The 26,303-nt window shown below is 44.1% G+C and carries 21 protein-coding genes; 15 read left to right on the forward strand and 6 right to left on the reverse strand.

Translation table 11 applies throughout. The annotated features are described in order from the left end of the window. The first annotated feature begins 96 nt into the window (after nucleotides 1-96). On the forward strand, nucleotides 97-537 hold the full coding sequence (locus OZ660_RS05780) for a DUF2177 family protein (protein WP_159623314.1): 441 nt from the start codon (nucleotides 97-99) through the stop codon (nucleotides 535-537). Nucleotides 538-599: 62 nt separating this feature from the next. On the opposite strand, the gene OZ660_RS05785 is transcribed toward OZ660_RS05780, so the two are convergent. Further along, nucleotides 600-1,655, reverse strand: coding sequence for a fatty acid desaturase family protein (locus OZ660_RS05785; RefSeq protein WP_274743431.1), 1,056 nt, complete (start codon nucleotides 1,653-1,655; stop codon nucleotides 600-602). A gap of 77 nt (nucleotides 1,656-1,732) precedes the next feature. After that, on the reverse strand, nucleotides 1,733-2,797 hold the full coding sequence (locus OZ660_RS05790; RefSeq protein WP_274742858.1) for a flavin reductase family protein: 1,065 nt from the start codon (nucleotides 2,795-2,797) through the stop codon (nucleotides 1,733-1,735). A gap of 202 nt (nucleotides 2,798-2,999) precedes the next feature. Here OZ660_RS05790 and cdd point away from each other — a divergent pair, with 202 nt between their 5' ends. Continuing rightward, the gene (gene cdd / locus OZ660_RS05795; protein WP_274742859.1) at nucleotides 3,000-3,416 is read left to right on the forward strand and encodes a cytidine deaminase; all 417 of its coding nucleotides are present in this window, start codon (nucleotides 3,000-3,002) and stop codon (nucleotides 3,414-3,416) included. Between the two features lie 37 nt (nucleotides 3,417-3,453). Here cdd and OZ660_RS05800 read toward each other — a convergent pair whose 3' ends face one another. Then, nucleotides 3,454-3,672, reverse strand: a complete 219-nt coding sequence (locus tag OZ660_RS05800) for a hypothetical protein (RefSeq protein WP_274742860.1) — start codon at nucleotides 3,670-3,672, stop codon at nucleotides 3,454-3,456. Nucleotides 3,673-3,968: 296 nt separating this feature from the next. Here OZ660_RS05800 and prfB point away from each other — a divergent pair. Beyond that, a protein-coding gene (gene prfB, locus OZ660_RS05805) for a peptide chain release factor 2 (RefSeq protein WP_202264366.1) occupies nucleotides 3,969-5,067 on the forward strand; the annotation gives its coding sequence in 2 pieces (ribosomal slippage) (nucleotides 3,969-4,043 and nucleotides 4,045-5,067; 1,098 coding nt in all). 24 nt (nucleotides 5,068-5,091) lie between these two features. After that, nucleotides 5,092-6,654 (forward strand): lysine--tRNA ligase, encoded by a 1,563-nt coding sequence (gene lysS, locus OZ660_RS05810; protein ID WP_274742861.1) that lies wholly within the window; start codon nucleotides 5,092-5,094, stop codon nucleotides 6,652-6,654. A 20-nt stretch (nucleotides 6,655-6,674) separates the two neighbouring features. Here the strand turns inward: lysS and OZ660_RS05815 are convergent, their stop codons facing one another. Genes OZ660_RS05815 through OZ660_RS05825 form a run of 3 tightly spaced genes read right to left on the reverse strand, consistent with a single transcriptional unit; the run spans nucleotide 6,675 to nucleotide 8,983 of the window. Continuing rightward, nucleotides 6,675-7,607 carry a ketopantoate reductase family protein gene (locus OZ660_RS05815; protein ID WP_274742862.1) on the reverse strand — a complete coding sequence of 311 codons (933 nt, stop codon included), beginning with the start codon at nucleotides 7,605-7,607 and terminating at the stop codon, nucleotides 6,675-6,677. A gap of 5 nt (nucleotides 7,608-7,612) precedes the next feature. Beyond that, complete coding sequence (locus OZ660_RS05820) at nucleotides 7,613-8,401, reverse strand: pseudouridine synthase (RefSeq protein WP_274742863.1); 789 nt, start codon at nucleotides 8,399-8,401, stop codon at nucleotides 7,613-7,615. A gap of 9 nt (nucleotides 8,402-8,410) precedes the next feature. Then, a complete protein-coding gene (locus OZ660_RS05825) occupies nucleotides 8,411-8,983 on the reverse strand; it encodes an Hpt domain-containing protein (RefSeq protein WP_274742864.1) in 573 nt (190 codons plus the stop codon). Nucleotides 8,984-9,241: 258 nt separating this feature from the next. Between OZ660_RS05825 and OZ660_RS05830 the strand changes: the two genes are divergently transcribed. From OZ660_RS05830 to OZ660_RS05880, 11 genes are all read left to right on the forward strand, one after another. Then, nucleotides 9,242-12,094 carry a M16 family metallopeptidase gene (locus OZ660_RS05830; protein WP_274742865.1) on the forward strand — a complete coding sequence of 951 codons (2,853 nt, stop codon included), beginning with the start codon at nucleotides 9,242-9,244 and terminating at the stop codon, nucleotides 12,092-12,094. 74 nt (nucleotides 12,095-12,168) lie between these two features. Next, nucleotides 12,169-13,767 (forward strand): glutamate--cysteine ligase, encoded by a 1,599-nt coding sequence (gene gshA, locus OZ660_RS05835; RefSeq protein ID WP_274742866.1) that lies wholly within the window; start codon nucleotides 12,169-12,171, stop codon nucleotides 13,765-13,767. Between the two features lie 67 nt (nucleotides 13,768-13,834). After that, nucleotides 13,835-14,473: a transglycosylase SLT domain-containing protein gene (locus OZ660_RS05840; RefSeq protein WP_159623292.1), complete on the forward strand. Its 639-nt coding sequence runs from the start codon at nucleotides 13,835-13,837 to the stop codon at nucleotides 14,471-14,473. Nucleotides 14,474-14,514: 41 nt separating this feature from the next. After that, on the forward strand, nucleotides 14,515-15,993 hold the full coding sequence (locus OZ660_RS05845; RefSeq protein ID WP_274742867.1) for a M20 family peptidase: 1,479 nt from the start codon (nucleotides 14,515-14,517) through the stop codon (nucleotides 15,991-15,993). 96 nt (nucleotides 15,994-16,089) lie between these two features. Further along, nucleotides 16,090-18,507: a PAS domain-containing hybrid sensor histidine kinase/response regulator gene (locus OZ660_RS05850; protein ID WP_274742868.1), complete on the forward strand. Its 2,418-nt coding sequence runs from the start codon at nucleotides 16,090-16,092 to the stop codon at nucleotides 18,505-18,507. Between the two features lie 349 nt (nucleotides 18,508-18,856). Then, nucleotides 18,857-20,110 (forward strand): efflux RND transporter periplasmic adaptor subunit, encoded by a 1,254-nt coding sequence (locus OZ660_RS05855; protein WP_274742869.1) that lies wholly within the window; start codon nucleotides 18,857-18,859, stop codon nucleotides 20,108-20,110. A gap of 16 nt (nucleotides 20,111-20,126) precedes the next feature. After that, nucleotides 20,127-20,861, forward strand: a complete 735-nt coding sequence (locus tag OZ660_RS05860; RefSeq protein ID WP_274742870.1) for an ABC transporter ATP-binding protein — start codon at nucleotides 20,127-20,129, stop codon at nucleotides 20,859-20,861. Between the two features lies 1 nt (nucleotide 20,862). After that, nucleotides 20,863-22,176: an ABC transporter permease gene (locus OZ660_RS05865; RefSeq protein ID WP_202264386.1), complete on the forward strand. Its 1,314-nt coding sequence runs from the start codon at nucleotides 20,863-20,865 to the stop codon at nucleotides 22,174-22,176. Nucleotides 22,177-22,187: 11 nt separating this feature from the next. Further along, nucleotides 22,188-23,396 carry an ABC transporter permease gene (locus OZ660_RS05870; RefSeq protein ID WP_274742871.1) on the forward strand — a complete coding sequence of 403 codons (1,209 nt, stop codon included), beginning with the start codon at nucleotides 22,188-22,190 and terminating at the stop codon, nucleotides 23,394-23,396. 85 nt (nucleotides 23,397-23,481) lie between these two features. Beyond that, a complete protein-coding gene (locus OZ660_RS05875) occupies nucleotides 23,482-24,822 on the forward strand; it encodes a sigma-54-dependent transcriptional regulator (RefSeq protein WP_274742872.1) in 1,341 nt (446 codons plus the stop codon). A gap of 32 nt (nucleotides 24,823-24,854) precedes the next feature. Continuing rightward, the gene (locus tag OZ660_RS05880) at nucleotides 24,855-26,117 is read left to right on the forward strand and encodes a sensor histidine kinase (RefSeq protein WP_446698969.1); all 1,263 of its coding nucleotides are present in this window, start codon (nucleotides 24,855-24,857) and stop codon (nucleotides 26,115-26,117) included. Nucleotides 26,118-26,303: the final 186 nt, after the last annotated feature.

The following is a 26,303-nucleotide window of genomic DNA, read 5'->3' on the forward strand; positions in this document are numbered from 1 at the left end:
TCTATTGTAATTTTAGATAGGACTATTGTTGTAAATAGTCCTATCGTGACACACTAACGTTTTCCACTTATTAAGGTTGCAACAGGGAGATGTTAGATGTTGTCCAAAATTATGCTTTATGCGAAGAGTATTTTTGCGTCGTTATTGGCGATTTTCGTTTGTTTTGCTGTGCTTGATTTCCTGTGGCTTGGCGTTATTGCTGACAGTTGGTACCAAGCTGAAATGGCACCATTGCTTCGCAGTGAGTTTATTACCTGGCCTTGGTTAGTCTTTTATCTGATGTATGGTTTTGTCGTATTTGTCTTAGCTGTGGTTGCCAATAGAGATAAGTCACTGCTTTATGCGGGCATAGATGGGGCTTTGTTAGGACTGGCGAGTTATGGCGCATACAACCTTACTGCCTATAGCATAATAGACGGGTTTACACTCTTTATCATGGCGATAGATTGGGGGTGGGGTACCTTTCTAACCAGTGCGAGTGCAATGGCGGGATGGCTTGGATTCCAACTGCTTCGCCACGATGCCCGCCCATCGTAGTTTGCTCAAGTAACTTTTCTCAAGTGACTTTGCTAAAACATTGGCATGCTTATTAAAAATGCCTAAGGAAAAGAATAGCGTATTATTCTTTTCACTACACTGGCGTACTGGCGCATAAAGCTGCCAGTATTGTAATGCATGCCATGTTGCTTAAAAATTGCCCGTACCTTTGGTGCCATTTCTCTATAGCGTTTAGCAGGAATATCTGGAAAGAGGTGGTGCTCGATCTGAAAGCTCAAATGACCCGTTAGCACGTGAAATAGGTTACCACCTTTAATGTTTGACGACCCCAGTGCTTGTCGATAATACCATTGACCCTGCGTTTCATTTTTACAATCTGCCTCGCTAAAGGTTTCCACATCGCCCGTGAAATGGCCACAGAATATGATGGTTGATGTCCATAGATTACGAAGTAGATTTGCTACGAGATTACCCGTTAGTACCCATAAGAATAAAGGGCCAGCTAGAAGTGGGAAGAGCACATAATCTTTGGCTAGTTGGCGAGCGCCTTTACTAAAAAAACGCCTCTTTAATTCTTTGTGCGTCAGCGTGTTTTTTCGATTCTCCTTTTTCTTACCAAAAAATACGCGCTCAGCGGCCATTTCGTGATAAGACACGCCCCACTGAAACATTATGCTTAACACGGCGTAAGTCGCCAGTTGCCATAGGTTTTTTACTCGCCAGCGAAAATCATTGGAAAGGCGTAATAGGCCGTAGCCAAAATCACGGTCTTTCCCAATAATATTGGTGTACGTGTGGTGCTCATAATTGTGGACTCTGTTCCAACTTGAACCATCGCAGGCAATATCCCACTCATAGGATTTTGAGTTGATATGCTTGTCATTCATCCAGTCATATTGACCATGCATAACATTGTGACCAATTTCCATGTTGTCGAGTATTTTTGCAGCGGCTAGGGACAATACGCCAATGACCCATAAAGCAGGCTGTAAAAAACCGAGCATTAATAGAATACGTCCCGTCCATTCACACAGCCTCTGAATGCGAATGATTCGACGGATATAGTTGGCATCTTCTTGGCCAAGTTTGCGCTTTACGTCAGCTTTCAACTCATCAAGCTGTACGGCGAGTAGATCAAAATTGGGCTGAGTTGACATTTTCTTTTCACAAATTGTTGTTGAAGTAGAAGCCACCGTGTGGTCCGTTTGTGGTTGTTCTCGAAGAACGGTCGTGCTCATGCTTGTAACTCCAAATCGGTAGCAGCTTGCGATACACAAAGTTGAATAAGCTGCTCTGCGCTATCTGATAATTCACCTGTGCGAACGTCGCGCACAACACCGCTTTTCTTAATACACTGACATTGGTGACAAATACCCATGCCACAGCCATAACTAACAGGGACATCTGCTTTTTGTAGCTGTGTTAGCAGTGTTTCCTTATTACTCACAGTCAGTGTGGTCTTGTTGTGTTTAACGATAAGCTGTTGTTTCGGCGAATTAGTGTTGTCAGTTAGATGCGGGAATGCGACAAAGTGCTCACTATCAACCGGCAAGTTAATTAACTTGGCGGTCTGTGCCACTTGTTGATACAGCTCGAAAGGACCACATACCATCCAGTGCGAAGTGCCATGTTGGGCAAGATAAGGTTCTATATCGCCGTCATGCATCCGGCTTAGCAATTGAAAGCTGAAAGATTCATTGTTGTTTGCAAATTCGGTTAACTCTTCAACCAAAAGGTGCTCATGTGTTTTGGCATAGTAAATAAGATGAATGGGCTGTTTATCCTCTAGGCTACCTTTTTTATTGGCTTGATAGTCCTCTAGCATCGCGATAAATGGGGTTATGCCAGACCCGCCAGCAATCATCAGTACTGATTCACTATGTGGAAGTAAAAACGAACCCATCGGGAGCGAAATGTTTACCCAATTGCCCTTGCCAAAATTGCTCAGAAAAGGCGTGAGTGCTCCATCATCTTTTACTTTAATAATAAGACGAATAACGCCTTGATTCTTTCGTGTCGTTGTACCGCATGCGATGGTAAAAATGCGTGTGATTAGTTTCCCATCAACCTCAACGGTCAACGCTATGTGCTGCCCAGCCTTATGTATTGGCCATTTTTTTTCTGGCGACAGCGTTAACTGAACGACATCTGCTCTTTGACTTTTAATCGCTACTACTTTTGCCCGGTAATAGCTATCGCGCCACGCTGGAAGGAATAATTGAATGATGGGCTCCCAATACCCCTTCCACGTGGTGTGATGAAAAAGCTGATGAGTAATTTTGTTGAAAATAGTATTCACGGCGTCTGTCACACCTAAAAAGACGAAAATTAAATTTGAGCGCACACTTGTACGCTGATTGAGCGAACAAGTGTAAGCTTAAATGAAAAAAGATCAAGTGAATTGTTTTGTGTAGATAGTGTGCAAACGAATGAGAGAGTGTTGCATCGCTTTTTAAATGTCTTTAGTCTTCATACCCCCTTTGAAAAAGTGGTACAAAAAATTGACAAATAAACTAGCCCCAGAGGTTCAAACCGCCTATAAAAAAGCCCTAATCGCGAGGGACAATTCATATTCTCCCTATTCGCATTTTAAGGTAGGTGCTGCGGTTAAATTTAAAGATTGTGACGATGTTTTTGTTGGCTGTAATGTGGAAAACGCGAGTTACGGCGCCACTATTTGTGCAGAACGTAATGCGATTTGGAGCGGCGTAGCGGCGGTGGGTAAGCGCGATATGGAATATCTCATTGTGGTTGCCGACCAAGACGAGCCAGTTCCGCCGTGTGCATTGTGCTTGCAGGTAATTTCTGAGTTTTACGATCCCAAAATGCCTATCTACTTAGGCAACTTAAATGGCATTCAAAAGAGTTATCTACTAGAAGAGATATTGCCTGTGCCATTTAATAGTTTTGTGGCGTGATTTGGTGGCGTATCGCGCAAATAGGTGGGTAAAAATACTATCTACTTCTGTTGCGATAAAGCCAGCTTGCAATGCCAATACCCGCCACTAAAACGGATAGAGTAGGCCATACTGATGACACTGGCACACCATCGGGACATTGCAAAGTCATTGCAGAGCCTGCGAGATTATCGCACTCCACCATTGGACCGATTGCCAATAGCAGCAGCCCAATAAGCACACCAATAATGGCTGAAGATAAATTATTTAGAGACATTGGTGTAAAAACTGAAACAGTCCGTTTTTTCTGAGTATGTTAAAGATATAGGCATAAACGGCTGGTATACAACCCTTAACGGCCGCAATTCATCGGTAAGATTTTACCGTTGAACGACTTTGATCAACGCATCGATAAGTTCATATCTCGCTGCCTTTTGCGCCTCACGTCAACGTGAAGGCACTAGGCCTAAATTATCACATAACAAATGTACCTTATTTGCGTTAACCACTATCAAAATTAACGTAAATTCGGTACTATCCGCGGTCTTAAATTTTTAATGAAATAAGCGGACTATGTTTGAAATAAACCCCGTTACTAATGCGATAAAAGATATCCGCGAGCGCACTGAAGCGCTTAGGGGGTATCTTTGACTTTGATGCAAAGTCAGAGCGTTTAGAAGAAGTTAGCCGAGAGTTAGAAAGCCCTGATGTTTGGAACGAGCCAGACAGAGCGCAGGCACTTGGCAAAGAAAAAGTGGCTTTAGAGCAAATAGTAGAAACTATTCACAAACTTGACCAAGGTACGGAAGACGTAGAAGGTTTGGTTGAGCTTGCGGTTGAAGCTGAAGACGAAGATACCTTCGTTGAGGCCCAAAGTGAGCTCGAAGGTTTAATTGAGCAACTAGAAGTGCTCGAATTTCGCCGCATGTTTTCTGGCCCAAATGACGAGAACGACTGCTATATTGACATTCAGTCGGGGTCAGGCGGTACAGAAGCGCAGGATTGGGCAAACATGCTATTGCGTATGTACTTGCGCTGGGGTGAAGCTCATGGTTTTAAAACCGAACTGATAGAAGTATCGGAAGGCGAAGTAGCAGGTATTAAAAGTGCCACACTTCGCGTTCAGGGCGAATATGCGTTTGGTTGGCTACGCACAGAAACAGGCGTACACCGCTTAGTACGTAAATCGCCGTTTGACTCGGGCAACCGCCGTCATACGTCGTTTTCATCTGCGTTTGTATACCCTGAAATTGATGACGACATCGATATTGAGATTAATCCGTCTGACTTACGTATAGACACCTATCGCGCGTCAGGTGCGGGTGGTCAGCACGTAAATAGAACAGACTCTGCGGTGCGAATTACTCACGAACCGACAGGCATTGTGGTGCAGTGTCAGAACGACCGCTCGCAGCACAAAAACAAAGATCAGGCGATGAAGCAGTTAAAAGCCAAACTTTATGAGTTTGAACTGCAAAAACAAAACGCCGAAAAACAAGCGATGGAAGACAGCAAGTCAGATATTGGCTGGGGTAGTCAGATACGTTCTTACGTACTAGACGACTCTCGCATTAAAGATTTGCGAACAGGCGTGGAAACACGTAATACTCAAGCCGTTCTAGATGGCGACTTGGACAAATTCATTCAAGCCAGCCTGAAATCTGGGCTGTAAACCGAACAACGAAGTGACAAGGTTATGACTGACCAACAAACTGACGATAACAAATTGATTGCAGAGCGCCGCTCAAAGTTAAGCGCTATTCGCGAACAGTGCCGTGCAAATGGCTTCCCAAACAGCTTCCGTCGTGAAAACTATGCTGATGAACTTCAAGCAAAGTTCGGTGAATTCGACAAAGAAACTCTGCAAGAGCAGGGTAACAAGGTAAGCATTGCTGGTCGTATTATGGCTAAACGTGGCCCATTCTTGCTATTACAAGATATGACTGGTCGCATTCAGGCATACGCCGACAAAGACACACAAAAAGACCTTAAGGCCAAATATGGTGCGCTAGATATTGGTGACATCATTGGTGTTGCCGGTGACCTACACAAGTCAGGTAAGGGCGATTTGTATGTGAATATGGAGCAATACGAATTGCTGACTAAAGCACTTCGCCCATTGCCTGAAAAATTCCATGGCTTGAGTGACCAAGAAACTAAGTACCGTCAGCGTTATGTAGATTTGATCACTAGTGAGCAAACGCGCAAAACCTTTATGATCCGCAGTAAAATAGTAAATGGTATTCGCAAGTACCTTACAGAGCGTGATTACCTAGAAGTTGAAACGCCAATGCTGCAAGTTATTCCGGGTGGCGCAACGGCGAAGCCTTTCGTTACACATCACAATGCGCTAGACATTGATATGTACTTGCGTATTGCCCCAGAGCTTTACCTTAAGCGTCTTGTAGTGGGTGGTTTTGAGCGCGTGTTCGAAATTAACCGTAACTTCCGTAACGAAGGTTTATCAACTCGTCACAACCCAGAGTTTACTATGCTTGAGTTCTATCAAGCCTATGCAGACTACAACGACTTGATGAACCTTACTGAAGATATGCTTCGCACGTTAGCGGAAGATATTCTTGGTACGACTATTATTACCAATACCACAAAAGATGCTGAAGGCAATGTGACTAGCGAAGTAGAATACGACTTCGGTAAGCCATTTGACCGTTTAAGCATGGGCGAAGCTATCCTTAAATACTGGCCTGAGGCCAATGAAGCTGCAATTCGCGACCCTGAGGCGAATCTAGACGCCCTTAAAGCAATGGCAAAACAGCTTCACATTAAAGAGCCTGAAGTTGATGGTATTTGGGGCGCAGGTAAATACCTTTGCGAAATCTTTGAAGCGACAGCGGAAGAGAAGCTTATTCAGCCTACGTTTATTACCGAATATCCGTGGGAAGTATCGCCGCTTGCGCGTCGCAATGACAATAACCCGTTCATTACTGACCGTTTCGAATTCTTTGTAGGTGGACGCGAGCTAGCGAACGGCTTTAGCGAGCTAAACGACCCAGAAGATCAGGCAGAGCGCTTCGCTAAGCAGGTTGAAGAGAAAGATGCAGGCGACGATGAAGCCATGCATTTTGACGACGACTACATTCGCGCGCTTGAGTACGGCTTGCCGCCAACGGCGGGTGAAGGTATCGGGATTGACCGTTTAGCGATGCTATTTACTGATAGCTCAACAATTAAAGACGTTATCTTATTCCCTCACATGAAACCGCAAGTGTCTAAAGACGCTCAAGACGCAGAGGAATAAAGTAAGGATAAGCGTGCAGGTTAAAGCGCGTTTACCTTTTCTACCAAAAGGGCATTGACGGGAACGTCGATGCCCTTTTTTGTACCCTTGTCTACAATGTAGCCATTGATCGCTGATATTTCTGTTTTTCTCCCCAACTTCACATCTTGATGCATACTTGAAAAGTTATTTCCTGTTGCCTTTGCCACCTTGATGACATTCTGATGAATATCTTGTGCGCAAAACTTGAAGCCGTATGCGCTGGCAACATCGACAAATTCCTGGCAAACCGCGTGACGTAGATAGCTAAACTGGTCGTGAACAATGCACTTATTTTGAATATTGTTAAGGGCGGTAAGAGGGTTGATAACTGCATTCACACTTAGCTTGTGCCACAACGCCCGCAATATATTTGGTGTGTAGGTAACATCAGGTAAAGCATTATTAAGTAAGGCTATTGCCTTACGCAGTTTAGGTGTGAGTTCATCCATCTCTTTTGTATGATCTAGTTCAGCAGATGAATCAGGGACGCCAATTTGTGTTGTACCTGCACCACTGTATACCACCACATTGTGATTGTTTTCATCTTGTCGCTTAAACGCCCCATGGCTAGTGGTGGCAAGTAATAAGGGATAGTTGAAGGGCAATACCTGCTGTGCAACTTCAAGTCCACCCATGCCATTGTGCAGTAACACAACCGTGGGCTTATTCTTAAGGAAAGGAAGCCATTCAGTGAGCGCCTCGCTAAGCTGATAGACTTTTAACGGTAAAAGTAACACGTCATCCTCGTCTAACACTTCAAGAGAAGATTGTGCTGGAGGCAGTGGAAACTGAGTTCCATCCAACCACCTTGCAATGCTTGGCGCGTTATCAAGCGTTCGAGGATAACGCGCGCAAACCATGTTAGCTCTATGCGCGCCTGCGGCAACCAAGCTGCCTATGGCTCCTGCACCTACGATATGAAGCTTACTCATAATCGCTAATCCCTGTTTTCGTTTAGTTCACTACTATCGCGTATTGAAACGCTTTGTTGTTGATAGCGAGCAGGTACGTTTGGCCATGGAAATGCTTCAGGTTTATTCAGTGATGCAAACCACGTTTGGACATCCTCGTGTAGAAACATCTCGCCACTTTGCATGTGAGCGGTTACTGATACAGTATCGTGCGATAGAGGAAGTACCAGTTTCCAGGCATGAAGATGCAGTCTGTCAGCATCTTGACCACCATATAATGTATCCCCCAATATTGGTGCGCCAATACTTTTGAGCGCTACACGAATTTGATGAGTCTTGCCCGAATAAGGTTTAACGATAAAGCCTCTAATACCGGGGCTAGCTGATTGACTAAAAAATTGGGTAATCGCTGGATTCTGTGTACTTTTAAGCAAGATACGCTGGCCACCCCGACGGTTTTTCATATCGCCAATAACAATCCCTTGTTTTTTCTTTGGCTTTTGTGCACTTAGCGCAAGATAATATTTGTTGACCTGTCGCGAAGCGAATAATTCGCCAATTTCCCGCGCCATGTTGTCAGTTTTGGCAAGACACAAACAACCAGAAGTCCCCGTATCTAATCGATGGCATAGGTGTAGTTGGGCGATACCCAGTTGCGCTTTTAATAAAGAAACTACGCCTGCACCTAAATCGGCGCTGTTGTTTGACTGCTGAGGGCTTGTGTTATTGTTGGCGTCATCATGCATGCTGACGCCTGAAGGCTTGTTAACAATCAACAGATTGTCATCTTCGTAAAGTATGGGAATGTCGCGCAATGCTTGAACCTAGTTACTTTCCAGTTTCTCAATGGCTTGTTCGTAGTCCAACTCATCAACCGCATCTACAATAGCGGTGCGCTTGGCGTTGTCAAAACCTATCGTGTCGAGCCAAGTGTCGAGTCTATCTTTTGAAATAAATTCACTGGCTTTAAGCGCAGCTAATAGTTGCTTTTTGGCTTGCTGCGCTGCAGCGCTTTCATTTTCAGTATTGCTCTCTGTGCTAGCTTGCTCAGAGGGGGCCGCTGTAAGCGCCTTTACCGCAGTAATAGTTTCATGAAGACAGTTGGCAAATTGGGCAAAATCGTCAGGTATGCGCTTATCATTTCTTATACTACTTTCAACAGGCTTGCTGGCATTGTGAAGTGCAAAAAGTCCCAAGTTACCCGTTACGCCCTTAAGGGTATGAACGAGTGAATAGGCTTCATCAAATTCGCCTTTTTCTACCAACGCCTGAAGTTCCGTATCCGTAGACTGATACTCATCAGTAAATTTACCTAATAAGGTGAACAGTAGCTTTTCATTACCACTTAGCTGAGACATTCCAAAATCGATATCAATTACTGTCGTTGACTGTTCCATGCAACCATCCTTTTAACTGCAGTGCCTCTATTTATCACGATGAGACGTTTCGCCAGCTGTTTTCGATTACTCAGCGCATCGCGCTTGGGTATTCGAGTGAATCTGTAGACTATAAGCGTAAGTGTATTTCAGAAATACACAAATTAATACAATCATAGCAAAGTCAGAGCAGGTAAAGCGCTAAAAAGTCTGGTAATCTTTCGAAGATCAGACAAAGGGTGGTCCTTTGATAAATGTTGTAACTAAAAAGGAATAAGCATGTCAGGAAAACTGACTTTTCGTACCTTAGTTGTTTTAATGACGATTATTTCGGTTTCGGCGTGTCAGCGCACGCAAATTGAACCAGCTTTAGATGATACTTCGGTATCTATCCCTTACGAGAAATACACGTTACCCAACGGTCTTACCGTAATTCTTCACGAAGACCATTCCGACCCGTTAGTGCATGTCGATGTAACTTATCATGTAGGCTCTGCGCGTGAAGAAGTGGGTAAATCTGGCTTTGCACACTTTTTTGAACACATGATGTTTCAAGGCTCAAAGCATGTGGCTGACGAGCAGCATTTTAAGGTGATTACCGAAGCAGGTGGCAACCTCAACGGTACCACGAATACTGATAGAACTAACTACTTCCAAACGGTACCCGCCAACCAACTTGAAAAAGTCTTGTGGCTTGAGTCAGATAGAATGGGCTATTTACTTGAGGCTGTTGATCAGGAGAAATTTGAAAACCAGCGAGAAACCGTTAAAAACGAACGTGCACAACGGGTTGATAATCAGCCTTACGGATTGCGATTTGAGTTAAACGGTGAAGCGTTATTTCCTGAAGGACACCCGTATTCTTGGTTAACCATTGGCTATGTAGAAGATTTAGACCGTGTTAACGTCAATGACTTAAAAGCATTTTTTAAGCGCTGGTATGGCCCAAACAATGCTGTGCTAACAATTGGCGGCGACATTGATGTAGCCAAAACCAAGGCGTGGATTAAAAAATACTTTGGTGAAATTCCAAGGGGGCCAGAGGTTGCGCAGCCTGTTCCTTCGCTAGTTACCCTTGATGAAACGCGCTACATGACGCTTGAAGATAAAGTGCATCTTCCACTGCTACAAATTACTTATCCAACGGTGTATGCGCGACACGAAGATGAAGCGCCACTTGATGTACTTTCCGATATCTTGGGCGGCGGAAAGACGTCACTGTTTTACAAAAATTTGGTGAAGCAAGGTATGGCAGTACAGGCCGTAGTGTCTCACCCGTGCAGAGAACTCGCATGTGAGTTCCAGCTTCTTGCATTGGCGAACCCTGCAAAAGTTACGTCTTTAGCCGCGCTTCAAGAGGTATTAGATGCGACGCTGAAAGAGTTTGAAACTCGTGGGGTTACTGAAGATGATCTGGCTCGCACTAAAGGCGAAATTGAAGCGAGAACAGTTTTTGGACTACAGAGTGTGTCTGGAAAAGTATCAGCGCTAGCGGCAAATGAAACCTTCCATCAAACCCCAGATTTAATTGCTGAAGATATTGCGCGCTATAATGCAGTCACCGGCGAAGACGTGATGCGCGTATATAACAAGTACATTAAAGGTGCTAATCGTATTGTACTGAGTGTTGTGCCCAAAGGGCAGCCTGAACTTGCGGCGGCAGAACAAACCTTTGAGCGTCCGCGTCGCACCATCCCTGACTATGGGAGTGACAATACCGACGTTAACGATGAACACTTCGAAAGCGCGCCAACCAGTTTTGATCGCAGCATAATGCCTCAAGCGGGTAAAGCGCCAGTGGTAGAGGTGCCAGCATACTGGGAAGCACACTTATCAAATGGTATTAAAGTGCTAGGCGTTACTAGCAGTGAAACGCCAACGGTCACTCTGACGCTAGGTATGGACGGTGGCGTACTACTTGAGAGCAAAGAAAAAGCAGGAACAGCCTATCTCACCGCACTGTTGATGAACGAAACAACAAAGAACTACACCAATGAAGCGTTAGCGAGCGAACTTGCCAAGTTGGGGAGTAGTATTCGTTTCAGTGCAGCGGGACGTTATTCACAAGTTTATGTGTCTACGTTGACGAAGAACCTTGATCAAACACTGGCGCTACTACAAGAAAAATTGTTTAACCCTGCGTTTAACGAAGATGATTTTAATAGAATGAAGGAGCGAGTGCTTCAAGGACTGCAGCAGCAAGCTAAAACGCCGTCTAGCTTGGCGCGCCGCGCACGAGATTTGGTGTTGTTTGGCGCTGAAAACCGTGTAAGCCTGCCAGATGAAGGTACGTTGGCAACCGTTCAAAACATAACGCTTGACGATGTAAAAGCGTTTTATGAACGATATTACTCACCGTCAAAGGCCAGCATTGTAGTTGTTGGTAATCTTCCCAAGGCACAAATGCTTAATACCATCGACTTTATCGGTAAGTGGCAAGGCGAAGACTATGCGATTGGTGATTACCATGCATTTCCTTCTTATAACGAAAACACCATTTATTTAGTCGATAGCCCTGAAGCAGTGCAATCGGTTGTTTATATTGTGGATAGAAGTCTTCCTTTTGATGCAACGGGTGAACACTTTAAAACGCGTTTAATGAACTTCCCATTAGGTGGCGCATTTAACAGCCGAATAAATCTTAATCTAAGAGAAGATAAAGGGTACACCTACGGCGCAAACAGTGGCTTCGTAGGCGGAAAGACACTGGGGTGGTTTGAGGCAAGCGCCGACCTTAATATGGTGAACACTGCGCAGGGCATTCAAGAAATTTTTAGCGAAATAAAACGCTATCGCAAAGAAGGGGTAACCCAGCAAGAAATAGACTTTATGCGCAATGCATTTACACTAAGCGATGCGCTAGAGTTTGAAACGCCAACCAGCAAAGCGCGATTCTTAAGGCAGTTGCTTAGTTATGATTTAACTCAAGGGTATCGCAAAGCGCAACTTGAGATAATCAATAACATCGACAAAGCCACCCTCGACATGCTCGCGAAGCAATATTTGAATATAGATAAAATGCAAATTATTGTAGTAGGCGATAAAACGAAGGTTCTGCCTCAATTGAACGCGTTATCAATGCCAATTGTCGAGTTATCAGTAGAGAGTAACACCAGAGAAACGTTAAACTGATAGATTGATCATTGTTGAATTTACCTTATTGCCCCCCATAACAAGGGGCAATAATGACATAACGGACCATCATTTTGACTGCAAACTCAAACCGTTTCGACGCGCGAATTGAAGCGCTTAAGTCTCCCGAGTTTTTAACGACGCTAAAAGATATAAAGCGTGGCGTAGAACGCGAAGCTCTTCGCATTAACCCTAATGGTACTTTGTCTCAGGCACCGCATCCTTTGCCATTGGGTTCTGCCTTAACACATGAATCAATCACCACTGATTTTTCAGAATCGTTGCTTGAATTCATTACGCCACCTGAGAACAGTGCAGCGAAAACGGTTGCCCAGTTAAAGGATATTCACAAGTTTGTTATCGATAACATTGGCGATGAATATATTTGGCCGTTAAGTATGCCGTGTTTCATTGATGATGAAACTCACATACCTATTGCTTATTTTGGCGAGTCAAATGTGGGCAAAATGAAGCGCGTTTATCGCATTGGGCTTAAAAATCGTTATGGCAGCATGATGCAAGCAATAGCGGGTGTGCATTTCAATTTTTCTCTGCCCGAGAGTTTCTGGAAATTGTGGGCTGAACTTAATGGCAACACGCACTCACAAGATCAAACATCAGCAGACTATTTTGGACTTATTCGAAACTATCGACGTTTTTGTTGGTTGATTCCCTATTTATATGGCGCATCTCCAGCGTTGTGTGGTTCATTCCTAAAAGGCAAAGAACATGCGTTGCCATTCAAAAAAGTAGGTAAAGGTACGGTTTATATGCCTTATGCCACGTCGTTGCGCATGAGCGATTTAGGGTATACCAGCGCCGAGCAGTCTTCACTTAAGATTTGTTATAACCAACTTGATAACTATGTCCGCTTGTTACGAAGCGCAATGACAACACCGTCTGCACGATTTAGTCAGTTTGCTGCGGGCGAAGAGGGCAATTATCAGCAATTAAGTCGCAACATTATTCAAATTGAGAACGAGCTTTATTCACCCATACGACCCAAGCAGCCAACACAGTCAATGGAGAAACCTACAGATGCACTTGTGCGTCGAGGTATTAACTACATTGAGGTGAGAGCATTGGATGTGAATCCGTTCTCAGCGCTGGGAATAACGCAGACCCAATTCGACTTCTTAGATGTCTTTTTGCTTGCCTGTCTGTTGATACCCAGTGGCGAGTTAGACGAGGCTCAGCTTAATGAAGCCAAAGAGAATATGAACAAGGTCGTGCTTCAAGGACGTGATCCTGAGTTAATGTTAAGCAATAACGGTAAAGCCGTGTCATTGCGAGCGTGGAGTGAGTCTTTATTTGGCTACTTCAAGCAAGCCGCTGATTTACTTGATAAAGCAAATGAAACCGAACGCTATTCTCAGGCCGTGGCCAGCGAATTTGAGAAAGTAGGAAACCCTGACCTTACGCCTTCAGGTATGTTGCTAAACACGTTGTTAGAGAATGATAAAGATAACGGTGTGTTTGGCCTTGAACTCGCGAAAATGTACCAAGGTGAGATGAAAGCGTTTAACTATCAGTATACCGACGCCGCTAGTTTTATGGCGCAGGCGGAAGTGTCTTTGCAGGCGCAAAAAGAGGTTGAAGAGGCTGATACCAAAGACTTTGACAGCTTCATACGCGATTATTTTTCAGAACCGCCAGCAAAAAAAAATGCCTGACAAGGGTCAGGCATTAAAGGGTTCCAGGGAAACACACATTTTACTAGAACATTAATTAAGACAAGTTATGAACCAAAAGTTCAAAAAATTGGTTATTTTTTTATCAACTTTCATCGTTCTTTTTCCGCTGTTTATCGCGGGGTGTGCAACTACGCCTCCTAAAGACATTAGTAATTTATGCGAAATATTCTACGAAAAGGACGATTGGTATGATGCAGCTGCTGATGCGAGAGATAAATGGGGTGTTCCCATTCACGTGCCAATGGCAATGATGTATCAAGAAAGCTCGTTTAGGCACGATGCCCTCCCTCCGAGAGATTACGTGTTTTTCGGGTTGATCCCATGGGGACGTGTAAGTTCTGCATACGGCTATTCTCAGGCTAAAACGCCAACGTGGTCAGACTATATTCGCGAAACCGGCAATAGCGGCGCAGATAGGGATGATTTTGATGATGCCATCGATTTCATGGGGTGGTTTATTTATAAATCACAAAAAGTAAATGGCGTGTCTAAGTGGGATGCTTATGCACAGTACCTGAACTACCACGAAGGGTGGGGAGGGTATAAGCGCAGAAGTTATGACCGCAAACCTTGGCTGAAGAAAGTGGCCTCTAAAGTGAAAGCGCGATCATTGCGTTATGCCACGCAATTAAAAACCTGTGAAGAAGACCTTCAAAAAGGTTGGTTCATGAAGTTATTTAGCTAGCGCTTGTTCATCTACCAATAACAATAATAAGGGATGTGAAAATGAAAAAAGCAATTGGGATAGCTGTTTTAGCGTTGTTAGTGTTGGTGTCTCTACTGGTTGTCCGCGCGCTCACCGTGTTTAGCGATAATCAAGTTTCCCCCAATGCGTCATTTTCACCACTTATTATTGACGAGTCACTAGTGGTAGAGCGTTTTGCCAAGGCTATTCGATTTCCAACAATTTCGCATGAAGACGCTACTAAGTTCGACCACCAAGCGTTTTCAGGATTGCATGCATTCATAGAATCTTCCTATCCCCTCGTTCACAACAAAATGAGCAAAACTGTCATCAGTGAATACAGTTTGGTCTATAAACTAGCAGGCTCCGACTCGACGCTAAAGCCAGCCTTGTTTATGGGGCATATGGATGTAGTGCCTGTAGATTCTGCGACTGAATCACAATGGCTTCACGCTCCTTTTAGTGGGGATATAAGTGACGGGGCGATATGGGGGCGAGGCACTCTCGATGACAAAGTGACAGTGTTTGCATTACTAGAAGCAATGGAACATTTGTTAGCCAAAGGACTGACTCCTAAACGCACTATTTACTTTGCGTTTGGGCACGATGAAGAAATTGGCGGTGAGCAAGGCGCCGCAAAAGTTGCAGAGTGGTTTGCAGCGCAGAATATTGAATTTGAATTTGTGCTTGATGAAGGCGGTGCGATTACACGTGGCCTGATGGTGGGAACAGAGCGCACAGTTGCAGTGGTCGGTATTGCAGAAAAAGGCTATGCAAATATTCGTTTAACAGTGAATGATGATGGCGGGCACTCATCGCAACCTCCTGAACATACCGCAGTTGGTGTTCTCAGTCAGGCCATTGTAAAGCTTGAAAATAACCAATTGCCTACAGATTTCCAGTTCATCAACAAAACGTTCGAAAAAATGGGTTACTACACCGACTTTCCAACCCGCATGGCTATGGCTAATTTGTGGTTGCTTTCCCCGCTTATCGAAGGCGCGATGTTGAGCAAGCCAAGCTCTGCCGCCAGCATTCGCACCACGACCGCCGCAACTATGGTTGAAGGAAGTTCAAAGTCTAATATATTGCCAACTCAGGCAGTTGGCGTAATCAATTACCGGCTTATGCCAGGCATGACTATCGATGACTTGGTGGCGCATGTAAACAGAACTATTGATGATCCTCGTGTGGGTGTTGAAGCCTACATGGCAAATGAAGCCAGTAATGTGTCTACCATGGATAGTATGGGGTATCGCTTAATTGAGAGCACTATCAGGACTATGCAAAATGAGACGCTGGTCGCGCCATACTTAGTTCAAGGCGGCACAGATGCAAAACACTTCACCGCACTGTCAGACAGTATTTATCGATTTATGATGGTAGAGCTTAACCCCGAAACCCTTAAACAGTTTCATGGGGTAAATGAGCAAATTCCTATTACAGATTATATTAGTGCAATTCAATTTTATGGTGAGCTCATCAAGCAAAGTGCACAAGGCTCAGTGCATAACCAATAGGCCTTATTTTTACTTTTAACTATGTGTTCATGTAGAGCCTTGCACAAATACTGCTATAGTTTGATGTAGTTGTAATGGTAGGGGCAACGTGGAAGTATGAGTGAGCGATTACGCGCGTTAGAACAAGAAGTAGAAGCGCTAAAACTAGCACTAAAACGTGCTGAGACCGAAAACACAAAATATAAAACACTTTTTGATGTCTCTGGTGACGCGCTTTCAATAATTGATCTAGCGTCGGGCAAGTTCATTGAATGTAATCAAGCTGCCATTGACCTTCACGGCGTTGGCAGTGCTCAATATTTTTTAAACCTTTCACCTTCCGATTTGTCACCTGAGTACCAGCCATGCGGTCGGCGTTCAGATGAACTAGCAAAAAAATATATTGAAGATACCCTTGTTCATGGCCCTCAACTTTTTCAATGGGTGCACAGTCGCCTTGATGGCTCAACCTTTCAGTGTTTAGTGTCTCTTACTTCGCTTCCTCTTAAAGACAAGCAGCTTGTACTTGCAATTGGGAGGGATATTTCCGAACTACTGGCAACAAAGGGCAAGTTGAATGATGTGGTGTCTGATTTTGAAAGTGTTAAAACGGCTTATTTGAAAGAAAAGGAAAAGTTTGAACTATTCGTAAACCTCGCACCAGTAGGCATTGCCATAAATAAAATGAGTAGTGGGGAATTTGACTATGTGAATAAAGAGTTTAGCCGTTTTAGCGGGTACGATGTTGATGAATTAAATCAGATGGATTATTGGCAGCTGACACCCAAAAAATATGATAAGCAAGAACAAGAGCAGTTAACTTCACTTACTAAAACAGGCCGTTATGGCCCTTATGTCAAAGAGTACATTCACAAAGATGGGCACGTTTATCCCGTTCAATTGTCAGGTGTACAAATTCAAAGCGCAACAGATGAAGAGTTTATCTGCTCTGTTGTACAAGATATCTCGGAACAAAAAGCGATTGAATCGCAGTTACAGTCGGCCAAAGAGCACGCCGAAAGTAATGCACTGCGTCTAAAGCTGGCTAACGATTCTGCTGAAATTGGTGTATGGGAGTGGGATGTCGAAACAGACGAGCTCATCTGGGATAAATGGATGTACAACCTTTATGGAATAACTGAAAGCTGTTTCTCTGGCGCTTATGAGGCATGGCAAAACAGTGTACACCCTGACGATATTGCTTACTGTCATAATTTGCTTGCCGAAGCGATAAAAGGAGGTGTGCGATTTGAACCCGAGTTTCGTGTAGTCCACCCTAACGGTAATATTAGAACCATTAAAGCGAGTGCCGAAATTATTCGCAATAAGAAAGGAAAAGCGTTGCGGGTTATCGGTGTTAATTATGATGTTACCGAAAAGAATGAAGCGATAAATGCGCTAGAGTGGGCAAGAAACGAAGCTGAGAAGGCGAGTAAAACTAAGAGTGAATTTTTGGCCAATATGAGTCACGAAATTCGAACGCCAATGAATGCCATTTTGGGTGGATTGCAAATGGTTGACCAGCGCAGCTTAGATAAGCGGTCACAAATCATGTTGGAAAATGCAACGTCTTCTGCACAATCTTTATTAACTATCATCAACGATATTCTTGACTACTCAAAGATAGAAGATAACAAACTCGACCTTGAGCAGGCTCCATTTTTGATGACCGAAGTGCTTAAGTCGGTGCGCTTCGAAGTGGACGGTATTTTGAGTCAGAAAGGTATTGAACTTATTACGAATATTGATGAGGCCTTTTCTGATGGCTGGCTTGGCGATATGGTCAGAGTAAAGCAGATTTGCCTAAATTTGGTATCAAATGCAGTTAAGTTTACTGAGCATGGCAATGTAACGGTTAACCTTTACCCTACCATGTTAGAAAGCCGGGCAGCGATAGGTCTAACGGTAATTGATACTGGCATTGGCATGAGCGAAGAAGCTTTGAAGCGCGTATTTGAGCGGTTCTCGCAAGCGGACAGTTCGACCACACGCAGGTTTGGAGGAACCGGGCTTGGCATGTCTATCACGCTGAGCTTGGTGAAAATGATGGGGGGAACTATCGATGTTCAAAGTCAAACAGGCGTCGGAACCACATTTACGGTGCATTTGCCATTACCTAAAGCGACACAGGTAATTAAACCGTTGCCGGATAACATCTTTAACACACCACAGTTAAGTGGCAAGCGCATTTTGATAGCAGAAGACAATGAAATCAATCGTATGATTGTGCGCTCAATGCTGGAAAAAACGAGCGCAAAAATGCTCACCGTGACAAATGGAAAACTAGCGGTAGAGGCCGCGACACAAAAACATTTCGACATTATTTTAATGGATATTCAAATGCCAGAGATGGATGGTGTAGAGGCAATGCTTAAGATTAAGGCAGTAAACCCCACAATCCCTATTGTGGCGCTTACAGCTAATGCAATGGTCAGTGATGTAAAGCATTACTTGCAAGAAGGGTTCGACGAACACCTCAGTAAGCCAATAGATATGAATAAACTCTTCAGACTGCTCAATACGCTCATAAGCTAGATCTCTTCTATTTCAGTTTTATTTCTTGTATTTATGCGAGTAGTCATTTATTTCCAATGTGTCTGTCCGCGGTTAACTGCCGGACAGTCAAAAGTGTCCGCCGCGGACACTTTTTTTATGCCTGCCTTTTAAATTTCTATTAAATTCAAATGTTTAACTTTTGGCATGCTATTGGTATTAGCTTCAGTATCAAAATCAATTACAACGCATACCGCGACTAAATCGGTATATGCCACTAAGGAATCAAGGCCATTATGATGTTACTTCATTATATTTCTGCACCCTTGTTGGTCTGTGTATTCAGCATAGTGCTGGCCAACATAGAAACGCTATTCGGTAGGGAAACTCGATGATTAAAGATACAAGCAACCAAGATAGCGTTGTACAGCGCAAAACACATAAAAAGAATTGGATTCTGTCATTGGGTGGGGTCGTTGCAGCGGGTGTATTGGGGTACATGCTACTGTCTGCGCCGACGGCTGATGTTTCATTAGCTAAAGAGTCGTTAAAAGTGCACACCGTTTCTAAAGGTGATTTGGTGCGCGATATCATTACCACGGGCAAAATCATCGCCGCAAATGCCCCTCAAGTTTATAGCCCAGAGCAAGGCTATGTCATGCTCAATGTTATGCCAGGTGATTTTATCAAGGCAGGTGACACCATAGCAGTTGTGGACTCTCCGGAGTTGCAAAGTACATTGAAGCAAGAACAGTTGGTACTCGCCAGTTTACAAAGTGATCTAGCTCGTCAGGAGCTTGATGTCAGACGTCAAACACTTCTGCTAAATAAGCAAGCTGATTTGGCCAAAGTCGAACTTGATGCCGCTATACGCGAAGACAAGCGTGCGGCGTTATCAATTGAGAATCATCTCATCAGCCAAATTGATTTTGAAAAAGCGCAAGACGATTTAGCACGCGCCCGGGTTACACACAAACACGCCATGGGTGAAATAGCGCTAGCGGCGGATACCTTAGCCTTTGAGCTTAAAACCAGTGAAGACAAAGTTGCAAGGCAAGCTCTCATTGTAAAAGAGCTTGAGCGTCAATTGGCTAACTTACGCATAAGAGCAAGCGTTTCTGGCATTGTGGGTAATGTGCTTATTCAGCCAAATGCGCTGGTGGCCAAAAATGAACTGCTGATGACGCTAGTTGACTTGTCTGCCTATGAAGCACAACTCAATGTAGCAGAAAGTTATGCTGGCGAACTCGGTATTGGAATGGATGTAGAGCTAACCATGGGCGGAGAAACTGTACTGGGCAAGCTAGTGTCTATATCGCCTGAAGTCGTCGAGCGCCAAGTTACTGCCCGTGTTCGTTTTCCTGAAAACAGTGTGCAATCTATCCGTCAGAATCAACAAGTGTCAGCGCGTATTTTATTAGAAAACAAAAGTGATGTGCTGAAAGTGGCACGAGGTAGCTTTCTTCAATCTGGTGGGCATACCGCTTATATCGTACGCGGAGATATCGCAGAAAAAGTGGCTATTCAAATAGGTGCTACCAGTATGCGTGAAGTGGAGATTCTTGAAGGCCTTCAAGAAGGCGATCAAATCATTACATCAAACTACGACAAATTTAAACAGGCGCCTTCGGTGCTACTTCGATAAGACAAGGAATAATAAAATGTTAAAAATGCACAACATTAGCAAGGTGTATCAAACGGACAGTGTTCAAACCCATGCATTAAGAGATTTTTCGCTTGAAGTAAACGAAGGTGAATTTATTGCAGTTACTGGCCCGTCCGGTTCAGGTAAAACTACGTTCCTCAACATGGCAGGTTTATTAGAGCCCTTCACCTCAGGGCAATATACCCTTGATGGCATTGATGTGGGAGGATTGTCTGACAATCAACGAGCTGATTTGCGTAATCAAAAAATTGGTTTTATCTTCCAAGGCTTTAACCTAATTCCCGACCTCAATATCTTTGAAAACGTCGAAGTACCCTTACGTTATCGTGGTGTGTCGTCGAAAGAGAGAAAACGCAGAATTGATGAATGCTTGGAGCAAGTTGGACTCGCGAGCCGAGCTAAACACCTTCCACAGCAGCTTTCAGGTGGCCAACAACAGCGCGTTGCCATTGCTAGAGCACTTGCAGGTAATCCTCGCTTTTTGCTTGCCGATGAACCTACCGGTAATCTAGATACCTTGATGGCTCGTCAGGTTATGGAGTTACTCGAAGAGATTAACCGCAATGGCGCAACTATCGTTATGGTGACGCACGACCCAGAACTAGCGCGTAGAGCACCTCGTAACATTCAAGTGGTTGATGGGCAGCTGGCGGATTTTACGCTATATCAAGGCAACCCTGATTCTGCATCGGTTGGTGATATTGAACGCTTGAAAGCGGCTGGGGTGTAATATGCTACTTCACTATATTGATTTAAGCTGGCGGAGCATTAAGAGTACGCCCATCATTAGTTTCTTGATGGTATTTGCAATCGCCATTGGAATTGGCATTACCATGACGAGTCTGTCAGTGTTCCACATGATGTCAATGGATCCAATTCCTCACAAGAGTAGCAAAATTCATTACCCACAATTGCAGTTAATGGATGAGGGCAATGAATGGAATTCTTCTGACAACTTGCCTCGCCAGCTGACTTACCAAGATGCCACAAACCTTTATAACGCGGACATTGATGTACTGAGCAGCCCTAGCTTTCGCAGCGGGTTTTCAGTGCACCTTAATACGCCAGATGTTAAGCCTCGCATGGAACCGGCGCGACTCGTCAATAGAGAGTTTTTTGACATTTTTGATAGGCCTTTCATCTATGGTCAAGCTTGGTCGCGTGACGCGCAAGAGAACAAACCTTATGTTGCCGTTATCACTAAGGAGATTAACGACCGTTTTTTCAATGGAGAGAACTCTGTCGGCAAGGAAATATTCCTAGATAACAAGAGCTATCGGATTGTGGGGGTAACTGAAAATTGGGACCACCATGTAAAGTACTATGATGTAAACAACGGTGCTTTTAACTCATCAGAGTCGATTTACATTCCATTCACCATAGCGCCACTAGAAGAAGTTGGCACGTGGGGCAACATGAACGGCTGGAAACAAGAAGCGATGAGAGGGTATCAAGATTTGCTGGCCTCTGAAAAGCTCTGGACACAATTTTGGGTATTGTTGGAGAACGAACAACAAAAAGAGGCTTATGGCCAGTTTTTAATGGCTTACATGGAAGACCAGAAAGCCCGGGGGCGCTTTCAACGTGACAATTTAGAATACAAGCTACGCAACGTTAATGAGTGGATGGAATATACCGAAGTGGTATCTGAAGATAATCGTATTCTCGTCGCACTTAGTTTTATGTTCTTAATGGTTTGTGTAGCAAATATTCTTGGGCTTCTGTTAGCGAAGTTTTTGAAAAGAGCACCTGAAGTGGGGGTAAGGCGTGCACTCGGCGCGAGCAAGCGTCAGATATTTTTGCAGCACATTGTCGAAGTCTCTGTCATTGGTGTTGCAGGTGGTCTGTTAGGTATTGCTGTTGCGCAGTTAGGTTTGTGGGGAGTACGCACGACAAACAACTATTACAATGCCCTTGCGACGATGGATTGGTCGATGCTACTTGCTGCACCGACCATCTCACTACTCGCGAGTTTTATAGCAGGCTTATACCCTGCGTGGTTGGTGTGTAAGACTCAGCCAGCTATTTACCTTAAGAGCCAATAGGAGGGCGTATCATGCTTGATATAAAACCAATATTTAGCGCGCTGCTGCGCTCCAAAGTAGGTGCTGTTTTACTGTTTTTACAAATTGCTCTGACAACCGCAATTGTCAGTAATGCGGCCTTTATGATTAACGATAATTTATCTTACTTGCGCGAAGACACTGGCTATCCTCAGCAAGAGATCTTTAGCTTTACTGTGATGACCTTCGGAAAGGACATTGATTTAAGACAGCAGACTGAATTAGACGAGGCCATGTTGCGCCAAATTCCGGGTGTTATTAACGCCACACTTACCCAGGCCGTGCCGCTATCAGGCGGTGGCTCGTCTACCTCAATTAGGTTAAAACCCCTTCCAGAGCAATCGAGAGAAGGCCGCTTGATGTACTTCTACGGCGATGAACATGCACTTGACACCTTTGGTGTAGAACTCATCGAAGGCAGAAATTTCAGGCCTGAGGAAATCATGATTAGTGATAGCTATCACGACAATGGCCCTACTACTATTATCGTTTCGCAGGCACTCGCTAAGAGCATGTTTGATGATGAGTCTGCACTGGGTAAATCGATTTACGTTGATGGCAGAGCCCTTGAAATAATCGGTGTTGTCGCCTTAATGGAAAGTGCATGGCCTCGTGCAGAAGATAGTAATACCACGGGTATTATTCCCTATATTAATGCGCAAAGTTATCAGCATTTTCTTGTAAGAACCGATGCGAGTGAGCGTGCTAATATCATGAAGATCATAGAAGACAAGATGTTATCAGCCTATGACAAGCGCGTGATCATCAATGTGGACGGCCTTGATGAGAGTAAAGAAGCCTATGATGCTACTGACGTACTCATGATGCGTATGTTAATTGTGCTGGTGGTTATACTGGTTTTGGTTACCGCACTGGGCATTTTTGGGTTGACCCAATTCAATATCAGCAAACGCACTAAACAAATTGGAACGCGTCGAGCTTTAGGTGCACGAAAATCTGCTATTGTGCGTTATTTCTTGGTTGAAAATGCCATGATATGTACAGTAGGCCTAGTGATAGGTAGCATCGCCGCTATTTTCTTAGGTCGAGGACTAATGCAAGCCTACTCCATTGAAGCGCTGGAGTTAGAGTATGTGCTGGTTACTGCTTTGTGTATTCTGATAATGAGTTTATTGGCAGTAGTTTTGCCCGCTATGCGTGCCGCAAACATTTCACCTAGCATAGCAACAAGAAGTATTTAATATGCGCTAATATTGCTGCTTACCTATTGTGGGTAAGCAGCGCTTATGACAATAAAAACAAACAGTAGAATGGATACGTATTTCAATGACGAAGATTTTAATAGTAGATGACAACACTGCAGTGCTAGAAGCGTTGTCGCTACTACTAGAGATCCACGGATATCAAATAGTCACTGCCACCTCGCCTAAAGAGGCACTTCAAATAGTTAACTACCAATCTATAGCGTTAGTGATCCAAGATATGAATTTTAGTGCGGATACTACGTCAGGCGAAGAGGGCAGAGTGCTGTTTAGTGACCTACGTAGCTTAAATCCATTGCTTCCGATTATCTTGATAACCGCATGGACTGAGCTTGAGCAGGCCGTCGAACTTGTAAAAGCGGGGGCGGCAGATTACATCCCAAAACCTTGGGACGATACAAAATTGGTGACGACAGTAAACAATCTAATCGCGTTAGGGCAAGCCAATACAAAGAACAAGGCGCTACAACAGCACGCCAACGTATTTGATACCGCCAAGCAAGCGGCGCAAAGTGTAGGCCTGGTTTACGATAGTGCCGCAATGCAGCGCGTTGTTGATATGGCACTTCAAGTGGCAAAGTCTGACGTACCAGTTTTGATCACTGGCCCTAATGGTAGCGGAAAAGAGAAAATTGCAGAGCTCATTCAGCGACAGTCACCGTTAAATCAGGCGCCTTTCGTTAAAGTGAACGCAGGTGCACTACCTCAAGAGCTCATAGAAGCAGAATTGTTCGGTGCAGAGGCGGGGGCGTTTACAAGCGCCAATAAAAGCCGAATTGGCAGATTTGAAGCAGCTAATGGTGGAACTTTATTTCTAGATGAAATTGGAAACTTACCACTATCTGGTCAGGTGAAATTACTTCGCGTCTTACAAACCGGTGAATTTGAAAAGTTGGGTTCGGTGAAAACTCAGCGCACTACCGTGAGGATTATCTCCGCAACCAACGCTGATCTTGTGGCAGATATTGCGAAAGGCACATTTCGAGAAGATTTATTTTATCGGCTCAACGTTATCGAGATAAATGTTCCTCCTCTGTGCGAGCGTGGGGATGATGCGTTAGCGTTGGTAAAACATTTTCTACCCGGTCGGGAACTGAGTCTTACCGCCCAACAAGCTATCACGCAGCACATGTGGCCAGGCAATGTAAGAGAGTTAGAAAACGCCTGTCGTAGAGTTGACATTCTGTACCCTGAAGGCGTGTTAGGTGCAGACGCATTCGGGTTGGCAAGCGAGACAAAAAACACAGCGCCTAGAGCAAATACAACAGAGCCAACACAAGCAGAAATAGAGGCAGCTTTGGTGACTTACAATGGCGTAATCGCTAAGGTCGCTAAACATTTTGGTCTGTCTCGTCAGGCACTTTATCGTCGTTTAGACAAGTACGCGATAGATTACAAATCGTGAATACCATTAGAAATAAACTGATTGCTGCGGCAATGGCATCTACCGCCCTTGGTATTGCGCCTTTGCTGTATTTCGTTTCTTTGCCAGTTGAAACCAAAATTCTGATTACAAGTGGTGTACTTGCGTTGAGCGGATTTTGTTTTTACACACTTACAAAGCCCATTGATAAGAACTTGCAAGCGCTTAATGTAGGGCTACTTAATTTTAAAGACGGTGAGTATTCATCAACGTTGGCGTGTACCTCTTCTGATGAGTTTGGCGAGCTTTGCGCCTTATTCAACGCAACTGCAGAAACGCTAAGAAAAGAAAAGCAGTGGCTTCATCAGCGGGAACTTATGTTAGACAAAGTACTACAAACGTCTCCTGATGTGTTGTTACTTATAAATAGTGATAATCGAATAGTGTTTAGTAATTACCAAGCGAGACACTTTTTTAACGCGGCCCATCGCTTAGAAGGTGAGTCGATTGATACGCTTTTGACACAAAAGCCAAGCGCACTTGGCGATATGATGAACAACCGTCAGGAAGGGCTATTTACACTACCGCTTGAAGACAAAGGTGTTGAAACGTGGCATATCGCAAAGGGCGCATTCTTACTGAATAACCAATCACATAAGCTCTTTATCTTGAAACAAATGACACGGGAGTTGAATCGACAAGAGGTATCGGTTTGGAAGAAGGTTATTCGCGTAATAAGCCATGAGCTCAATAACTCACTCGGTCCAATCTCTAGTCTGCTACACAGTGGGAAGATAGTGAGTAACCAAAATAGTGATCCGCGTTTGGTGCGGGTGTTTGACACTATTGAAGAGCGTATTGCCCACCTAAACCAATTTGTGCAGGGATACGGCAAATTCGCCAAACTTCCGGTACCAGTATTTGACACCATTAGCTGGGATGATGTCTTAGCGCAATTAGCGCAGCAGTATCCATTTAAGTTGTCTATGCCAGAACCCGTTGATTTAAAAGCCGACGCCATCCAATTAGAGCAGTTGCTCATTAACTTGCTAAAAAATGCCCATGAATCGGGGAGTGCACCTGACGATGTGGAATTAGTGATTACACAGAATACATCGCAAGTCGTGATCGAAGTGTTGGATAAGGGCAAAGGTATGTCTGAGAGCGTAATGGCGAATGCGCTAGTGCCATTTTATTCGACTAAAGCGACAGGAAGTGGATTAGGATTAGCATTATGCCGCGAGATTACTGATGCGCATCGTGGACATTTGGTGATACAAAATAGACAAAATGACGGGTTATGTGTTCGCGTCGTGTTTGAAAAAAATAAGGGATAGACGGGCGTCTATCCCTTAGCGACGCTAAGCCAAGACCGTTTTTTACCCAACGTCGAACAGGCATTTACAAGATAATCTAAATGATAATTATTTTCAATAACTATTTTGGGATTATTTAAAGTTATCTTGGGGCGGGCTGGGCCTAAGCCATAAAAACCTTTCTAGCCCTCTTACACGAGGGCTAGT

The organism is Alteromonas sp. 009811495, assembly GCF_028865455.1.
GTDB lineage: Bacteria > Pseudomonadota > Gammaproteobacteria > Enterobacterales > Alteromonadaceae > Alteromonas.